This window comes from Roseovarius sp. 217 (assembly GCF_000152845.1).
Lineage (GTDB): Bacteria > Pseudomonadota > Alphaproteobacteria > Rhodobacterales > Rhodobacteraceae > Roseovarius.
Window position 1 is genome coordinate 2,788,225 of record NZ_CH902584.1, and the last position, 16,992, is coordinate 2,805,216.

Below are 16,992 nucleotides of genomic sequence, written 5' to 3' on the forward strand. Positions count from 1 at the left end.
AGATGCAAAAATGTGAATTCCATATTAGGTCGCAAAAGGCGAGAATAAAGCCACGAGGCAGAAGAGATGCGCGAGACGCGTCCGAACGGATAGGATGAGCACGGAGCCGACACAAGAGCAGGGCGCGGCAGAGATGCCGCCGCCAACGAACGGGACGCCTGTGCGGCCCCGCAAGCGTCGTCGTGCGCTGCGGCATCTCGTGCAGTTCTGTTTTTCCTGTGCGGTCCTGCTGGTGGTTCTGGGCTTGATTGTCGCCGTGAACATCGGGGTGAACCTGCGGGCGCCCGTTTGGCTGCAAGAGCGTATCGCAGAGCGGATTGATGCTAGCGTGCCGGGCTATCAGTTGCGGTTCGGCGAGATGTCGTTGGTGGTGGGTGAGGATCTTGTGCCGCGTGTGGCGTTGCGGGATGTGGCGCTGGCCAATCTTGACGGCGTGCCGCTGGTGACGCTGGGATCTCTTGATGTGACGGTTGCGCCGGAGCCGCTGTTGCGGGGAGAGGTGCAGCCGAGGACGGTCCGCCTGTCCGGCGCGCAATTGGGGCTGCGGCGGCTCGCGACCGGCGAGTTGTCGATTGTGTTGGGCGCGACGGGGCAGGGCGGCACGTTCCACGAGCAGCTTGATGCGCTCTTTGCGCGGCCTCAATTGGACGCACTGCGGTTGGTCACGGCGGATAACCTGAGCTTGCGGTACGAGGATGCGCGGGCGGGCCGCGCGTGGAGCGCGGACGGCGGCCGGGTGGAGTTGACGCGCGCGGGCAACGGGATTTCGTTGCGCGGGGATGTGGCGCTGCTTGGCGCACGCGACTACGCCACGACATTGGCGGTCAATTACGAGGGCCGGATCGGCAGCAAGGTCGCGGAGTTCGGCGCGACCTTTGAGGATATGCCCGCGAGCGATATTGCCGGGCAGTCGCCAGCGTTGGCCTGGCTTGGGGCGCTGGAGGCACCGATTTCGGGGGCGGTGCGCGCCGGGGTCGATGCCGAGGGACGGCTTGGGCCGCTCAACGCCACCTTGCAGATCGGGGCGGGGGTGTTGCAGCCGACGCCCGCCACGGTGCCGATCAAATTCCGCTCGGCGCGCAGTTATTTCACCTATGATCCGATGGTCCAGGAAATCCGGTTCACCGAGTTGTCGGTGGACAGCGCCTGGGGTCAGGCGCGGGCCGAGGGCACCGCGCGGCTGGTGGGGATGGAGGCCGGTTGGCCACGCGAATTGCAGGCGCAGATCCGGGTGAGCGATGTGGTCGCGGACCCGGCCGACCTCTACCCAGAGCCGATCCGGTTCGAAGAGGCGCGGATGGCGCTGCGGTTGCGGCTGGACCCGTTTGTCCTGACCTTGGGAGAGTTGAGCCTGAGCGATCAGGGGCATTACCTGCAGGCGCGCGGCGAGGCACGCGGCAGTGACGAGGGATGGGACATCTCGCTTGAAGGGGGGATGGACGGGCTGAATCCCGAGCGGTTGATGGCGCTCTGGCCGCGGGCGACCAAGACCAACACGCGCGAGTGGATCGAGAAGAATGTGCGCCGCGCCGATCTGAGCGATATTCAGTTTGCCCTGCGGATGCGCCCGGACATGTTACCGGATTTCAGCCTTGGGTTCGATTTTGCGGATCTTGAGACGGTCTATGTGCGCGATGTGCCGCCGATTACGGATGCCTCGGGGCGGGCGTCGCTGCATGACAACCGCTTTGTCGTTCAGGCCGAGCGGGGGCATGTGGTGGCGCAAGAGGGGGGTCGGATCAACGTGGCGGGCACCAGTTTCATCATCCCAGATGTGCGGATCAAGGACGGCCCGGCGCAGGCCGTGATGCAGACCCGCAGCACGATCACGGCGGCTTTGTCGCTGCTCGATGCGCCGCCGTTCCGATTCCTGCAAAAGGCGGGGCAGCCGGTGACGGTGGCCGAGGGGCAGGCGGAGTTGGACGGGGAGCTGATGTTCCTGCTCAAGAAGAAATTGACCACGGAGGAGGTGGCGTTTGACGTGACCGGAACCCTCAGCGACGTGCGCAGCGAGACGCTGGTCAAGGGGCGCGTTCTGGCGGCTGAGCGTTTGGCGGTCGAGGCGAGCAACCGACATCTCGAGATTGGTGGCGCGGCGCAGGTGGGGGCCGTGCCGGTGCGCGGCAGTTGGGACATGGCCATCGGGGGCAACCCGCAAGGCGAGAGCCGGGTGCGGGGACAGATCGAGTTGTCACAGCGGTTTCTGGATGAATTCGGCATCGGGCTGCCACCCGGCAGCCTGTCGGGCGCGGGGCAAGGCGAGATAGAGATCGGCTTTGCCAAAGGGCAGCCCCCGGAGTTTGCGCTGACATCCGATTTGGCGGGGCTCGCGCTGCGGCTGCCGCAACTGGACTGGGCCTTGGGCCAAGGACAGCAAGGGCGGCTTGATGTGGTGGGCCGACTGGGCGCGGTGCCGGAGGTCACGGCGCTGAGCCTGAGCGGTGCCGGGCTTGAGGCGCAGGGACGTGTAAGTCTGGACGCGGGCGGCGGTCTGGAGCGGGCCGAGTTCAGCCGGGTCACCTTGGGCAACTGGCTGGATGCGCCGGTGAGTTTGGTTGGGCGTGGCGCGGGGGTGACGCCGCGCGTCGAGGTGACGGGCGGCACGGTCGATTTGCGACAAACCTCTTTGGGGGGGCCGGACGGCGGAGCGGGCGAGGGGGCGCGCGGTGGCGGTCCGGTTACATTGCGGCTGGAGCGGTTGCAGATTTCCGAAGGCATTGCTCTGACCGGGTTTCGTGCGGATCTGGACACCTCAGGCGGAACCAATGGCACATTCACCGGGCTTTTGAACGGGTTGGCCCCGGTCACTGGGCAGGTCGTGCCCATGTCGGGGCGCAGCGCGTTCCGGATCAGATCCAACGATGCAGGCGAGGTGTTGGCCGCGGCGGGCCTGCTGCGGCAGGCGCGCGAGGGGGTCTTGGAGATGGTATTGACGCCTGCGCCGGAGCCGGGAAGCTATGACGGGGTGCTGGGGATAGATCAGATCAGGATCAAGGACGCCCCGGCGCTGGCGGCGCTCTTGAATACGATCAGCGTCGTGGGGCTGTTGGAGCAGTTTTCCGGCAAGGGTCTGCATTTCGGGCGGGTCGATGCGAAGTTCCGCCTGACGCCGAACCGGTTGATCCTGCTGAAAGGCAGTGCGGTCGGTGCCTCGGTCGGGATTTCGATGGATGGCTATTACACGATGGCGAACAAGCAGATGGACATGCAGGGTGTGGTGTCGCCGGTCTATTTGCTCAATGGGATCGGTGAGGCCTTTACCCGGCCCGGTGAGGGGCTTATCGGGGTGAACTACACGCTCAAGGGCGCCTCGACTGACCCGGTGGTGTCGGTCAATCCGCTTTCGGCGCTGGCACCGGGGTTTCTGCGCGAGTTGTTCCGCCGACCTGCGCCCACGGTGGGCACCGGACGGGCTGCGACCTCGGGGCAGATCAAGGGCGAAGCCGAGCGTGAGGCGCAGGACATTCACCAAAGACAGGACAGATGAAACTTTCAGATTTCGATTTTGACTTGCCCGAGGCGTTGATTGCGACGCGCCCCGCGAGGCCCCGGCGCGCCGCACGTTTGTTGGTGGCGGAGGGTGCGGCGATCACCGATGCGGGCGTAGCTGATCTGGGACGGTGGTTACGGCCCGGTGATCGGTTGGTGCTGAATGACACGCGGGTGATCCCGGCGCGGCTGTCGGGGCTGCGCCATCGCTCTGGGGCGCAGGGGGACACGGCGGCAAAGATCGAGGTCACGCTGTTGGAGCCGGGGGCGGAGGGCACCTGGGGCGCGCTGATCAAGCCGCTCAAGAAGGTGAGCGTGGGCGAGGAAATCGTGTTCTCGGAGCGGTTGTCGGCGGTGCTTGAGGCCAAGGAAGAGGGACAGGGGCGGCTGCGGTTCAACCTGCGTGCTGAGGATTTCGACGCGGCGCTGGCTGAGGCGGGGGCGATGCCGCTGCCGCCCTATATCGCCGCGCGCCGTCCGGCGGATGATCAGGACAAGGTGGATTATCAGACCGTTTGGGCGCGGGCGCCGGGGGCCGTGGCGGCGCCGACGGCCTCGTTGCATTTTGATGAGGCGCTCTTGGCGGAACTGGCGGCGATGGGGGTGGGGTTCACCCATGTCACGCTGCATGTGGGCGCGGGGACGTTTCTGCCGGTCAAGGTCGAGGATGTGACCTCGCATAAGATGCATGCCGAATGGGGCGAGGTGAGCGAAGAGGCCGCCGCAGAGATTGCCGCCACGCGCGCGGCGGGGGGGCGGATCATTCCGGTGGGCACCACCGCGCTGCGCTTGATCGAGACGGCGGCGCGGGCCACGGGCGAGATTGCAGCCTGGTCGGGGGATACGGATATCTTCATCTACCCCGGTTTCGAATTCCGCGTCACCGATGCGCTGATGACCAATTTCCATCTGCCGAAATCGACGTTGATGATGTTGGTGTCGGCGCTGATGGGTCAGGGCGTGATCGACCGAATTTATGCACATGCGGTGGCGAGGGGCTATCGCTTTTTCTCGTATGGGGACGCGTCGCTGTTGATCCCGGCGGCAAAGCCTGACAGGCGGGGCGCACAGGCGACAGAGTAAGTCGCCTTTGAAGTGCCGCTGATGCGGGCATCTGCTAGGTTGGCGAGAGAAGACGAAGGAGAGGCGTAATGTTTCAGGTGCTGTCGGGGGCATGGGCCCTTTTGTTGGGCATGATGCTGTTGCAGGTCGGAAATGGCATGCAAGGCACGCTTCTCGGGGTGCGTGGCGCGCTCGAAGGGTTTTCGACCTACGAGATGTCGGTGGTTATGTCGTCCTATTTCGTGGGGTTCCTGTTTGGCTCTCGGATGGCGCCTGAGATGATCCGTCGGGTCGGGCATGTGCGGGTGTTTGCCGCGCTGGGGTCGATGATTTCGGCGGTGCTGATCCTCTATCCGACGATTGCAGAGCCCTGGGCCTGGTCGATTGGCCGGGTGCTGATCGGATTCTGTTTCTCGGGGGTCTATGTGACCGCTGAAAGCTGGCTGAACAATTCCGCGACCAATGCGACGCGCGGCAAGGCGCTGTCGCTCTATATGATCGTGCAGATGATCGGCATCGTCTCGGCGCAGGGGTTGATGGTGCTGGCGGACCCGTCCGGCTATGTGCTGTTCGTCATCCCGTCGGTTCTGGTGTCGCTGGCCTTTGCGCCGATTCTGCTGTCGGTCAGCCCAACGCCCGCCTTTGGCACGACCAAGCCATTGTCGCTGCGGCAGATCATGAAAATCTCGCCGCTGGGCTGTGTCGGGATGCTGCTGACGGGGGGGGTCTTTGCTGCGCAATTCGGCATGGCGGCGGTCTATGGCGCCGAGGCGGGGCTGAGCGTGGGGCAGATTTCGGCCTTTGTCGCGTCGTTTTACGTGGCTGCCGTGGTGGCGCAATATCCGCTGGGCTGGCTGTCAGACCGGATGGACCGGCGTAAGCTGATTGCGGGCGTGTCGCTGGGAACGGGCATCGGGGCCGTGGTCGGCATGATGCTGGGCGATAATTACTGGTTCCTGTTGTTGGCCGGGTTCATCGTGGGGGGCACGTCGAACCCGCTCTATTCGCTTCTGATTGCCTATACGAATGATTTTCTCGAGCATGATGACATGGCGGCGGCGGCGGGCGGCATGGTGTTCATCAACGGGCTGGGCGCGATTGCAGGGCCGTTGATGGTGGGCTGGATGATGGGAGTCATGGGGCCGGGCGGCTATTTCCTCTATATCGCGGTGCTGATGTTCGCGATGGTGGCCTATGCGATTTATCGGATGACGCAGCGCAAGGCCCCGGCAGTGCGCGAAACCGACCGGTATATGCCGGTTTCGCCCTCTTCTTCGCCAATGGCGGTGGAGTTTGCGCAAGAATATGCCATTGAAACTGCGCAAGAGGCGAAACAGGATTGAAATTAAGTAAATATGTCCCTTCTGTAGTAATATGTTACTGTGAAAGCGGGCTAAATACCCGTTAACGTCATGAAACCATCATAGGACAATGAGGAGTCCCCCTATGGTTACACCCGACGACGTGTTGCGGTTCTGGCTGGATGAGATCGGGCCGGGGGGCTGGTACAAAACATCTGAGGCGCTGGACGCCACGGTGAAGGAGCGGTTTGAGGCCGCTTGGGAGAATGCACGTGACGGGGCCTATGGTCTGTGGCTGACCTATCCGACCGGAATGTTGGCCTATGTGATCCTGACCGATCAGTTTCCGCGCAATATGTTCCGGGGCGAGGCGAAGGCCTTTGTCACCGATGCGCAGTCACTGGCGGCGGGCAAGGTCGCGATCAATCGCGGGTGGGACCTGCGGATTGATGAACCGGCGCGGCAATTCTTTTATCTGCCCTTGATGCATTCCGAGAACCTGTGTGATCAGGAGCGTTGCGTGCGGTTGATGTGCGAGCGGATGCCGCAGCACGGGGCTGAGAACCTGACACATGCACGGGCGCATCGCGAGGTGATCCGGCAGTTCGGGCGATTCCCCTATCGCAATGCGGCGCTGCAACGTCCGTCGACCGCGCTGGAGCGTGCCTTCGAGGCCGAGGGCGGCTATGGCGACACGCTGCGCCGGATCAAGCAGGCCGCCTGATCCGCGCCCCTCTCTGCGCTTTCAATTGCTCGAAAGACGCGGATGACGATTGTTTGTTCAATCGCTCAATCATGTCGCGTTGCGATGTGGTGGAAAATAGTTTAATGGCAAACTAAATTTTGAAAGGGAGGGCCGCATGGCATCGACGACCTATGACATGATCGTAATCGGGGCGGGTCCGGGCGGCTATGTGGCTGCGATCCGGGGCGCGCAACTGGGCCTCAAGGTGGCTATTGTCGAGCGCGAGCATATGGGGGGTATTTGTCTCAACTGGGGCTGTATCCCGACCAAGGCGATGCTGCGCTCCTCTGAGGTGTTCCATCTGATGCACCGGGCCAAGGAATTTGGCCTGAGTGCCGAGGGGATCGGCTATGATCTCGATGCGGTGGTCAAACGCTCGCGCGGGGTGGCCAAGCAGCTGAGCGGCGGCGTCGCGCATCTGATGAAGAAGAACAAGGTGACCGTTGTGATGGGGGCTGCGACCTTGCCTGCCAAGGGGAAGGTCAGCGTCAAGACCGACAAGGGCACTGAAGAGCTGACGGCCAAGCATATCATTCTGGCCACCGGCGCGCGGGCGCGGGAATTGCCGGGGCTGGAGGCGGATGGCGATCTTGTGTGGACCTATAAGCACGCTCTGGTGCCGCCGCGTATGCCCAAGAAGCTGTTGGTGATCGGGTCAGGTGCCATCGGGATCGAATTTGCCAGTTTCTACAATACGCTCGGGAGCGAGACCACGGTGGTCGAGGTGATGGACCGCATCCTGCCGGTGGAAGATGCCGAGATTTCCGCCTTTGCCAAGAAGGCGTTTACCAAGCAGAAGATGAAGATCATGGAAAAGGCCATGGTCAAGCAATTGGACCGGGGCAAGGGCAAAGTCACCGCGCATATCGAGGTCGGTGGCAAGGTCGAGAAACACGAGTTCGACACGGTGATTTCCGCCGTGGGGATTGTCGGCAATGTCGAGGGTCTGGGGCTGGAGGCGCTGGGCGTCAAGATCGACCGGACGCATGTGGTGACGGATGAGTATTGCCGCACCGGCGTTGAGGGGCTCTATGCGATTGGTGATATCGCGGGCGCGCCGTGGCTGGCGCATAAGGCGAGCCATGAGGGCGTGATGGTGGCCGAGCTGATCGCGGGTGGGCATCCGCATCCGGTCAAGCCCGAGAGCATCGCGGGCTGCACCTATTGTCATCCGCAGGTGGCGAGCGTGGGGCTGACCGAGGCCAAGGCCAAGGACGCGGGCTATAGCGTCAAGGTGGGCCGGTTCCCGTTCATCGGCAATGGCAAGGCGATTGCGCTGGGCGAAGCCGAGGGCATGGTCAAGACGGTGTTTGATGCCAAGACCGGCGAGCTGCTCGGTGCGCATATGATCGGCGCCGAGGTCACGGAATTGATTCAAGGCTATGTCGTGGGTCGTCAGTTGGAGACCACGGAAGAGGATCTGATGAACACGGTCTTCCCGCATCCGACGCTGAGCGAGATGATGCATGAGAGCGTGCTCGATGCCTATGATCGGGTGATCCACATCTGAGGGGAATTGGCCGTTGCAAGAGTGGGCAGGCGCGTCTGACAGGGGTCGGGCGCGCCTGTTGCATTTTGGGGGGCTGACCTTGGCCCCAAACGATAGACCGCGCGGTGCCCGTCCGCCGGGTGGGCGCTGCTCCAAAGTCGGCTGGCACTTTATGCCCGCCAAGTCTTTCCGTGTTTTCAGTGAGTTAAGACCTCGCAAAAGCGCCCGCCCGGTGGGGCGGACGGGCGCTGCGCGGCGGTGCCTGCGGCACCTTGAGTCCGCGCTTTGGCGCTTGGGACCAATGTCGGCAACAGGCAAATGGTCCCTGCCTCAGCGATGGCGATATAGATGAGTTCAAGTTAGATATTTGCGCAGGGCGCTTGCTTGGCTAGGCTCGTGCATCAAGGGGAGGACCACAGGGATGCCGCAGAACGAGATCAAGCCGCTCGGGGTGCCGGAGATGGGCGCTGTCGGGTTTGACATGTTGGGTGAGGCGCTGCGCCGGGGGTGGGCGGATATGCGTCGCGCGCCGGGCTATGCGGTGATTTTCGCCGGTGTCTATGTGCTGATCGGCTGGGGGCTGGCCTGGATCACGCTGGTCACCGGCAAGAGCTATTGGTTGATCTTTGCCGCTGTGGGCTTTCCGTTGGTGGGGCCGTTCGCCGCTGTGGGGCTCTATGAGGTAAGCCATCGGCTGAGCGAGGGGCGGGCGCTGGTGGCCTCCGAGATTTTCGGGGTGATCGCGCATCAGAGGCGGCGGCAATTGCCGTCGATCTGCGCCATCATCATCATGGTGTTCCTGTTCTGGTTCTTCCTTGCGCATATGATATTCGCGCTCTTTATGGGGCTGTCGACGATGACCAATGTGTCTTCGTCTTTCGAGGTTTATTTCACGCCCGAGGGGATGAGCATGCTGGCGGTGGGAACAGCGGTGGGGGCCGTGTTTGCCCTTTTGCTCTATAGTCTGACGGTCGTGTCGCTGCCGCTGCTTTTGGACCGCGAGGTGGATTTTGTCACCGCGATGCTGACGAGCCTCACTGTTGTGACGGAGAATCTGCTGCCGATGCTGGCCTGGGGGGCGCTGGTGGCGGGGCTGACGTTTCTGGCGATGTTGCCTGCGTTTCTGGGGCTGTTTTTCGTGCTGCCGCTCTTGGGGCATGCGACGTGGCATCTGTACAAGCTGATGTGCGAGGCGGGGGGCGCTGCCCCCCGGACCCCCGCGAGTATTTGAGCCAAGAAAAGCGCGGTGCGTTATGCCTCGCGGCCATGGGCGACAAGGCGGGCGTGCAGGGATGCCGCCTCGGCCGCGCCTGCCTCAAGCGCGAAGACATAGGCATGGGTGAGGAAAAAGCAGGCGGCGTTGAGGTCGTTCGCCGTGTCGGCCGCCTGCGCATAGAGGGCGATCAGCGCTGCTTGATCGCCCGTCGCATGTGCGCGGATCATGGCGCTGTCGAGATCGCTCATTCCGCCGCAAGTGCCTGCGCGCGATGCGCCTCGACGCGGCCCGCCACCCAAGCGTGGAAGCAATGCGTGGGGCTGTCCATCACCGGTGAGAAGCGCCCGCCGTCGAAATAGGTGGCGTGGCGACCGCGCTGCATGCCCTGTACGACAAAGATATCCTCTTCGAACACGGTTTTCCAAAGCTGGGTGTTGCGCATGCGCAGACCGTCATCGGCGTTGGGGACCGCGTAATAGAGGTGGATATGTTCGACCGTGCGCTCGGTGCCTTTGGGTTCGAGAATGATGGCAAAGGCATGGTCGCGGTGCACGCCCAAGAGGACATTGGGATAGGCCGCGATATATTCGGCCTGTTCATTCCATTTCGCGCCCACGTCGGCGAAATCGGGGAAGGTCTCGCCGTTCTCATTGGTGATCTGGCGATAGACCATGGTGCCCTGACCGGAATATTCGCCCGGTTTCTCGATGTGGTAGTGATCTTCGAGCCGAGAATAGCTGTTGAGGCCGGGGTGGACCCAAGGCAGGTGATAGCTCTCGCAGTAATTCTCGACTGCGAGTTTCCAGTTGGTTTGCACCTCGAGCGTAAAGCGGCTGTCGGGGCCGCCGTGATAGACCGGCAGGTCGAATTCGCGCCAGCGGGCGATGAGATCGGCCATGGCCACCTCGAACGCCGGGGCGTCGCCCGAGACATTGATCCAGACCACATCGCGCCAGATATGGCTGCGAATCTCGGTCAGGCCCAACGCGTCGCGTTTGATGCTTTCGTGGGTGTTATGGCCCGGCCCGCCGACATGCGGGGTGGAAACCAGCGCGCCCTTGGTCGAGTAGCACCACGAGTGATAGGGGCAGCGAATGGCGCCCTCGATCTTGCGCGGTTCCTCGACGAGGATCATGCCACGGTGGCGGCAGATGTTCTGGAAAACGCGGACCTCGCCGTCCTTGTCGCGGATCAAGAGGAGCGGCATGCCGAGAAATTCCAGCGGCTTGGCGTCGCCGGGTTCCGGGACGTCGGCACCCACGGCAAGTCCTGCCCATTGGCTGAAAAGGAGTGCGTGCTTTTCCTCTGCAAACACAGCGGGGTCGATGTAATGGGCGTTGGGCAGGCCGTTGGCCTGCTCTACGGGCCTGCGGACATTCGACAGATCAGTCAGAGCGGGCATTTGGCGTCTCCGGGGTTGGGGCTGGCGCATAGTCTGCCAGAGCCCCGCGCCCTTACGCGCCTGTCTGCGACGCGGCGCGTCAATCCCGCGACAAGCCGCCCGCTGCGACCTCTATCAGAGGCCGCGCGGTAGGGCGGCTACACCGGTGCGCGCCATTTCGACAAGGCCCAGAGGGCGCATCAGTTCGGCGAAAGCGTCGATCTTTTCGGGCGCGCCGGTGATTTCGAAGACAAAGCTGGTGAGCGTGCTGTCGACCGCATTGGCGCGGAAGATGTCGGCCAAGCGCAGTGCCTCGACGCGTTTGTCGCCGCTGCCCTCGACCTTGAGCAGGGCCAATTCGCGCGCGACGCTGGGGCCTTCGACGGTCAGGTCATTGACCTTGTGGACGGGCACGATGCGGCCAAGCTGCGCCTTGATCTGTTCGATCACCTGCGGCGTGCCGGTGGTGACGATTGTAATGCGCGAGGTGTGGCCGGTGTGATCCACCTCGGCCACCGTCAGGCTGTCGATATTATACCCACGGCCCGAGAACAGGCCGATCACGCGGGCCAGAACGCCGGGTTCGTTATCGACCAGCACCGCGAGCGTATGGGTTTCCTGCTGATCCGAAAACGTCGGACGCAGGTTATAGGCGGAATGTTTGGACGAGCCTTTTTTGATTTGCAGAGCGGACATTATGCGGTTTCCTTGTTGATCGGGCGTGGTCGGTGGTGGGGCAGACCCCGCGTCACACCAGCACCGCGCCGCCCTCTTTGATGGCGTCCTTCGTGCTGGCCTCGCCCAAGAGCATCTTGTTATGCGGCTCGCCCGACGGGATCATCGGGAAGCAGTTTTCGTGCTTTTCGACGAGGCAGTCAAAGATCACCGGCCCGTCGTGGTTGAGCATTTCCATAATCGCGTCATCGAGATCGGCGGGCTCATGGCAGCGGATGCCCTTGGCCCCGAAGGCCTCTGCCAGTTTCACGAAATCAGGCAGGGATTCCGACCAGCTTGACGAATAGCGCTCGCCGTGCAGCAATTGCTGCCATTGGCGCACCATGCCGAGGCGTTCGTTGTTGAGGATAAACTGTTTGACGGGCAGGTGATATTGCATCGCCGTGCCCATTTCCTGCATGTTCATCAGCCATGACGCCTCGCCTGCGACATTGATCACGAGCGCCTCGGGGTGGGCGATCTGGACGCCGACGGAGGCTGGAAAACCGTAGCCCATGGTGCCAAGCCCACCGGAGGTCATCCAGCGGTTGGGATCGTTGAAGCCCAAGTATTGTGCCGCCCACATCTGATGCTGGCCCACTTCGGTGCAGATATAGCGGTCGTGATCCTTGGTCAGCGCCTCGAGCCGGGCGAGGGCGTATTGCGGTTTGATCACCTTGCCTTTTTGGATGAATTTGAGGCAGTCGACCTTTTGCCATTCGGTGATGCGGTCCCACCATTTGGCGATGGCCTCGCGGTTGAGCTTGCCACCGCGCGCCTTCCACACATCGAGCACGTCTGCCAGAACATTGGCGATATCGCCGACGATCGGGATATCGGCGCGGATCACCTTGTTGATCGACGAGGGGTCGATGTCGATATGCGCCTTGATGCTGTCCGGGCTGAAGGCATCGAGCCGCCCGGTGATTCGGTCGTCAAAGCGCGCGCCGATGTTGATCATCAGGTCACAGCCATGCATCGCCATATTGGCCTCGTAGAGACCGTGCATGCCGAGCATGCCGAGCCAATGCGGACCATTGGCCGGATAGGCGCCCAGCCCCATCAGGGTCGATGTGGTGGGAATGCCGGTGGCCTCAACCAGTTCGCGCAGGAGGCGTGTGGCCTCTGGGCCCGAGTTGATGACGCCGCCGCCGGTGTAGAAGACCGGACGCTTGGCCTTTTCGAGGGCGGCCACCAGATCGGTGATGCCTTCGATATCGCCTTTGACCTGCGGTTGGTAATGCGAGACCCGCGCCTGTTTTGGCGGGGTGTAGGTGGCCGAGGCGAATTGCACATCCTTGGGGATGTCGACCAGAACCGGGCCGGGGCGGCCAGTGGTCGCGACATGAAACGCCTGATGCAGCGTGTCGGCAAGGCGCGCGGTGTCGCTCACCAGCCAGTTGTGCTTGGTGCAGGGGCGGGTGATGCCGACGGTGTCGGCCTCTTGAAAGGCGTCATTGCCGATCATGAAGGTCGGCACCTGTCCGGTCAGAACCACAAGCGGAATGGAATCCATCAGCGCATCGGTGAGGCCCGTGACCGCGTTGGTGGCACCGGGGCCGGAGGTGACGAGCACCACGCCCGGTTTGCCGGTCGAGCGCGCATAGCCTTCGGCGGCATGCACGGCGGCCTGTTCGTGGCGCACGAGGATGTGGCGAATATCATTCTGCTGAAAGATCTCGTCATAGATCGGTAGCACGGCACCGCCGGGATACCCGAATACGACATCCACGCCCTGATCCTTGAGGGCCTGGACCACCATTCTCGCTCCGGTCATCTGACGTGTCATGTTTTCGTGCTCCGTATCTGACGTCAATTCAAGTCGCATAAAAAAGCCCCCGGTGGGAAACGGGGGCGCATGGGGGACCGATGAGGTTTCCGTTACCGGCCCATGCGCCATTTACCTACGATGTTTCCTAGTGTGGTCACGCGGGCGACTCCTATGCTGCGTGGCGGCGACCTTAGGTCCGGGTGCAGAGAGCGTCAAGCCGATTTGGTGGATAAAATGTCGCAAACCGGGATGAAATCTTTGCATTTGTTGCGCGAAACTTGGTCTCGACGTTTGAATCGCGGAAATGACCGGTGTTGGCGGGGTGATTTGTGTGGGAATCGGCGTGGGCGTCCTGGCGTGGGGTCATGGAATTCATCTGGTTCCACATAGCTCGGGGTTTGGGGGTTGGCCGCCGATCTGCCAGCACGGATCAGAGCCGGACGCCTGTGCCCTGCAAAACCCCATGTTCCAGCGCATAGCGGGTGAGCCCGGCGGTCGAGGCGATGCCGAGTTTGCGTTTGATGTTCTTGCGATGTGTCTCGACGGTGCGCACCGAGATATCGAGCGCCTGCGCCACGTCCTTGTTGGATTTGCCTTGGGCCAGTTGCAAGAGGATCGTCTGTTCGCGGTTGGTGAGTTGTTCGCGCTCGGGGTTCTCGTAGGGTTCGAGCGAGCCTTTGGCACCGGTGCAGAGATAGCGCTGGCCGGTCATCACCGCGTCGATGGCGCGCTTGATCTCGTCGGTGGGCACATCCTTGAGCACATAGCCCGCAGCACCGTGGCTGAGCGCCGAGGAGATGTATTCGGGGCTGTCATGCATGGTGAGGATCAGGATGCGGGTGTCGGGGCGCTTTTCGAGGATGATCTCGGCTGTGGTCAGCCCGCCCAGCCCAGGCATGTTGAGGTCAAGCAGGATCACATCGGGATCGAGCGCCTCGACCCGGTCAATGATCGCCTGTCCGTTGCACAGGCTGGCGAGGATTTCGATGTCATCATAGCTCTCGAGGATGGACTGGATGCCTTCGGCGACCATCGGGTGGTCGTCCACGATCACGATCCGGATGGGTTTGGGGCTCATGCGCGGGCCTTTTCCTTTGGGGTGGGGCGTTCTTGGGGCGGCAAAAGGTGGGTGAGGGGGACGGTTGCCTCAATGGCGGTGCCGGTCTTGGTTGAGATCACCGCTAAAGTGCCGTCCAGTTGTTCGACTCGTTCCTGCATGTTGCGCAGGCCCAGCCCGCCGCCGGGCGTGCCAGAGGGCTTGGCTTGATCAATGCCGCAACCATTGTCGGCGATCCTCAGGGTGGCGCCGCGGGCATGGCCGCGCACATCAATGGTGACGCGGGTCGCGCCGGAATGGCGTTCAATGTTGGTAAAGGCCTCTTGCGCCACGCGGTAGAGAGCGATCTTGGCCTCGTCATCCAGTCGGTTGCGAAACACCACGGTGCTGAACTCGGTTGCGATGCCGGTGCGCTTGCCGAAATCCTCGGCCAGCGTCTTGAGCGCGGGACCGAGGCCGAGGTCGTCCAGCACGGCGGGGCGCAGGTCGCGGCTGATGCGGCGGACCTCTTGAATGGCCCCCGAGAGGTGGGTGATGCCGCGTTCCAGCGTGTCGGCGGCGCGGGTGTCGCCCGCCGCCAGCCGCCGTTTGGCGGTGTCGAGGGCGTAGCGCACGCCGACGAGGATCTGGCTGATGCCGTCGTGCAATTCGCGTGCGACGCGGCCGCGCTCCTCTTCCTGTGCGTCAAACACGCGCTGGGTGAGTTTCTTGAGCTTGGCATCGGCGAGGCGGCGTTCGCGGATGTTGATGAAGAGGCCCGAGACGAAAACCAACAGCAGCGCTGCCAGCATTGCCGCGCCGATGTAAAAGAAGGTGCGCTCCACCCGCGCCTCGACCTTTTCGCGCGAGGCGGTGACGGTGGCCACCACATCGTCGATGAACACGCCGGTGCCCACCGCCCATCGCCAGTCTTGCAGCCCAATCACATAGGTGACCATCTGCGCGCGCTCGCCGGTCGAGGGTTTGGGCCATTCGTAGCTGTGATAGCCGCCGCCCGTGCGGGCGAGGCGGATCAATTCATCGGTGATGGGTTGGCCGCCCTCATCCTCCAGCCCGGTCCAGTTGCGACCGATGAGTTCGGTATGTCTTGGGCTGACAAGGTTGTTGCCGTCATAGTCGAACACAAAGAAATAGCCGTCCTGCCCATAGAGCATGCCTGCGAGGATCTGGCTGACCTGTTCCATGGCGCGTTCGTCGTTGGGCGCCGCGCGCCCGTAGATGTTCACAAAGGCGGTGCGGGCGATGGAGAGGTAATTCTTGAGTTCCGCGCGCTTGGCCTCGATCAGCTGCGCCTCGAGCGTTTCGATCTCGCGTTCCGCAAGTTGGCGCGATTGCAGCGTGACCACGACCGATATCGCCAGTGCCGTGAGGATCAGCGGCAGGGTGGCGATCAGAAATAGCTTTTGGCCATAATTGAGCCGAATGTGGGCGAAGAGGCGGTTCATGGATCAGCGATAGGGCGAAATGCGCGTCATATCCAGTCTTTCGCGCGTCAATGCTCGGGCGTGTGCCAGTCGGCGGGCGGCACATGGCGGCGGCGCAGGCGCAGCGCGAGGCCCAAGGCCACGCCAACCCCGATGGCGACGGTGAGGTCGGCCAGCACGGTCAGCACCAGCGTGAGCAGCAAAAGCATCCGGTCCGAAGGACGGTCCGCCATATAGCTGCGCCATTTGTGCGGTTCGGACATGTTCCATGCAATCAGGATCAGCAGGCCCGCAAGGGCGGGCATGGCGAAATAGCCCGCCAAGGGGGCCGCGAGCAGCATCACGAGCAGGATCACCACGGCATGAAGGAGGCCCGCGACCGGGGTCTGAGCGCCTGCACGGACATTTGTGGCGGTACGGGCGATTGCGCCGGTGGCCGGTAGCCCGCCAAAGAGCGCGGAGCCGATATTGGCGACGCCATTGCCGATGACTTCGGCGTTGGGTTGCGATTTATCACCGATCATCCGGTCGGCCACCGCTGCCGACAAGAGCGATTCCACCCCCGCGAGAAAGGCGATGATGAGGGCAGAGGGCAGCAGGTCGATCATCCGATCAAGGTCGAGTGTGGGCAGGCTGGGCATGTTGGGCGTATTGGGCAGGGGGCCAAAGCGGGACAGGAGTGTGTCGACCGGCATTTGCCAGAGTGCCACGGCGGCTGAGGTCAGCCCCACCGCCACGATCAGCCCTGGATAACGCGGGGCCGCGCGGCGCAGACCGACGATCAGCACCATGGTCGCCAGCCCGATCACGAGCGCATGGGGGTTAAAGGTGTCGCGGGCATGCCAGAGCACCTCGATCTTTTCGAGAAATTCGGCTGGCAGGTTTTCGGTGGTGAGGCCGAGAAAGTCCTTGACCTGACTGGTGGCGATGATGATGGCGATGCCGATGGTAAAGCCGTTGATCACCGCCTCGGGGATATGGCGCACGAGGCTGCCTGCGCGCAATCGACCCGCGATCACAAGGATTACACCGGCCATCAGCGTTGCAAGGATGAGCCCGTCCTGCCCGTGCTCGGCGATGACGCTGTAGACCACGACGATAAAGGCGCCGGTGGGTCCGCCGATCTGCACCCTGCTGCCGCCCAAGGCCGAGATCAGAAAGCCGCCGATGATGGCGGTGGTCAGTCCCGAGGCGGGGTCCGCACCCGAGGCAATCGCAATGGCGATGCTGAGCGGAAGCGCCACCATCGCCACGCTGATCCCGGCAATAAGATCGGCGCGAAACAGCGCGGCGGTGTAGCCCGACAGAGTGGAGAAAATTTTGGGTTTCATGCGCGAATCTCA

13 protein-coding genes are annotated in these 16,992 nt (G+C 62.9%); 6 read left to right on the forward strand and 7 right to left on the reverse strand.

Annotation, left to right across the window (positions count from 1 at the left end; translation table 11 throughout):
* Positions 1–94 precede the first annotated feature (94 nt).
* The 6 genes from ROS217_RS13260 to ROS217_RS13285 all read left to right on the forward strand — a co-directional run bounded on the left by ROS217_RS13260 (position 95) and on the right by ROS217_RS13285 (position 9,317).
* Complete coding sequence (locus tag ROS217_RS13260) at positions 95–3,487, forward strand: YhdP family protein (RefSeq protein ID WP_009818278.1); 3,393 nt, start codon at positions 95–97, stop codon at positions 3,485–3,487.
* Complete coding sequence (queA, locus tag ROS217_RS13265; protein ID WP_009818279.1) at positions 3,484–4,572, forward strand: tRNA preQ1(34) S-adenosylmethionine ribosyltransferase-isomerase QueA; 1,089 nt, start codon at positions 3,484–3,486, stop codon at positions 4,570–4,572. Before ROS217_RS13260 ends, queA begins: the two co-directional genes overlap by 4 nt.
* A gap of 68 nt (positions 4,573–4,640) precedes the next feature.
* A complete protein-coding gene (locus ROS217_RS13270) occupies positions 4,641–5,894 on the forward strand; it encodes an MFS transporter (protein WP_009818280.1) in 1,254 nt (417 codons plus the stop codon).
* 103 nt (positions 5,895–5,997) lie between these two features.
* Positions 5,998–6,576: a DUF924 family protein gene (locus ROS217_RS13275; RefSeq protein ID WP_009818281.1), complete on the forward strand. Its 579-nt coding sequence runs from the start codon at positions 5,998–6,000 to the stop codon at positions 6,574–6,576.
* A 136-nt stretch (positions 6,577–6,712) separates the two neighbouring features.
* On the forward strand, positions 6,713–8,107 hold the full coding sequence (gene lpdA, locus ROS217_RS13280; RefSeq protein WP_009818282.1) for a dihydrolipoyl dehydrogenase: 1,395 nt from the start codon (positions 6,713–6,715) through the stop codon (positions 8,105–8,107).
* 400 nt (positions 8,108–8,507) lie between these two features.
* Positions 8,508–9,317, forward strand: coding sequence for a DUF2189 domain-containing protein (locus ROS217_RS13285; protein ID WP_009818283.1), 810 nt, complete (start codon positions 8,508–8,510; stop codon positions 9,315–9,317).
* Positions 9,318–9,337: 20 nt separating this feature from the next.
* Here ROS217_RS13285 and ROS217_RS13290 read toward each other — a convergent pair whose 3' ends face one another.
* From ROS217_RS13290 to ROS217_RS13320, 7 genes are all read right to left on the reverse strand, one after another.
* Positions 9,338–9,550, reverse strand: coding sequence for a hypothetical protein (locus tag ROS217_RS13290; RefSeq protein WP_009818284.1), 213 nt, complete (start codon positions 9,548–9,550; stop codon positions 9,338–9,340).
* A complete protein-coding gene (locus ROS217_RS13295) occupies positions 9,547–10,704 on the reverse strand; it encodes an aromatic ring-hydroxylating oxygenase subunit alpha (RefSeq protein ID WP_009818285.1) in 1,158 nt (385 codons plus the stop codon). Before ROS217_RS13295 ends, ROS217_RS13290 begins: the two co-directional genes overlap by 4 nt.
* A gap of 114 nt (positions 10,705–10,818) precedes the next feature.
* Positions 10,819–11,379 carry an acetolactate synthase small subunit gene (gene ilvN, locus ROS217_RS13300; RefSeq protein ID WP_009818286.1) on the reverse strand — a complete coding sequence of 187 codons (561 nt, stop codon included), beginning with the start codon at positions 11,377–11,379 and terminating at the stop codon, positions 10,819–10,821.
* Positions 11,380–11,431: 52 nt separating this feature from the next.
* Positions 11,432–13,186 (reverse strand): acetolactate synthase 3 large subunit, encoded by a 1,755-nt coding sequence (locus ROS217_RS13305; RefSeq protein WP_009818287.1) that lies wholly within the window; start codon positions 13,184–13,186, stop codon positions 11,432–11,434.
* 412 nt (positions 13,187–13,598) lie between these two features.
* Entirely contained in the window at positions 13,599–14,246 is a 648-nt protein-coding gene (locus ROS217_RS13310; protein WP_009818288.1) for a response regulator transcription factor, read from the reverse strand.
* A complete protein-coding gene (locus tag ROS217_RS13315) occupies positions 14,243–15,670 on the reverse strand; it encodes a cache domain-containing protein (RefSeq protein ID WP_009818289.1) in 1,428 nt (475 codons plus the stop codon). The genes ROS217_RS13310 and ROS217_RS13315 overlap by 4 nt, the downstream gene beginning before the upstream one ends.
* A gap of 47 nt (positions 15,671–15,717) precedes the next feature.
* Positions 15,718–16,980, reverse strand: a complete 1,263-nt coding sequence (locus ROS217_RS13320) for a SulP family inorganic anion transporter (protein ID WP_009818290.1) — start codon at positions 16,978–16,980, stop codon at positions 15,718–15,720.
* Positions 16,981–16,992: the final 12 nt, after the last annotated feature.

Coding starts and splice junctions, on each gene's coding strand:
- ROS217_RS13260 (WP_009818278.1), top strand. CDS start 95: ATGAGCACGGAGCCGACACAAGAGCAGGGCGCGGCAGAGATGCCGCCG.
- queA (WP_009818279.1), top strand. CDS start 3,484: ATGAAACTTTCAGATTTCGATTTTGACTTGCCCGAGGCGTTGATTGCG.
- ROS217_RS13270 (WP_009818280.1), top strand. CDS start 4,641: ATGTTTCAGGTGCTGTCGGGGGCATGGGCCCTTTTGTTGGGCATGATG.
- ROS217_RS13275 (WP_009818281.1), top strand. CDS start 5,998: ATGGTTACACCCGACGACGTGTTGCGGTTCTGGCTGGATGAGATCGGG.
- lpdA (WP_009818282.1), top strand. CDS start 6,713: ATGGCATCGACGACCTATGACATGATCGTAATCGGGGCGGGTCCGGGC.
- ROS217_RS13285 (WP_009818283.1), top strand. CDS start 8,508: ATGCCGCAGAACGAGATCAAGCCGCTCGGGGTGCCGGAGATGGGCGCT.
- ROS217_RS13290 (WP_009818284.1), bottom strand. CDS start 9,550: ATGAGCGATCTCGACAGCGCCATGATCCGCGCACATGCGACGGGCGAT.
- ROS217_RS13295 (WP_009818285.1), bottom strand. CDS start 10,704: ATGCCCGCTCTGACTGATCTGTCGAATGTCCGCAGGCCCGTAGAGCAG.
- ilvN (WP_009818286.1), bottom strand. CDS start 11,379: ATGTCCGCTCTGCAAATCAAAAAAGGCTCGTCCAAACATTCCGCCTAT.
- ROS217_RS13305 (WP_009818287.1), bottom strand. CDS start 13,186: ATGACACGTCAGATGACCGGAGCGAGAATGGTGGTCCAGGCCCTCAAG.
- ROS217_RS13310 (WP_009818288.1), bottom strand. CDS start 14,246: ATGAGCCCCAAACCCATCCGGATCGTGATCGTGGACGACCACCCGATG.
- ROS217_RS13315 (WP_009818289.1), bottom strand. CDS start 15,670: ATGAACCGCCTCTTCGCCCACATTCGGCTCAATTATGGCCAAAAGCTA.
- ROS217_RS13320 (WP_009818290.1), bottom strand. CDS start 16,980: ATGAAACCCAAAATTTTCTCCACTCTGTCGGGCTACACCGCCGCGCTG.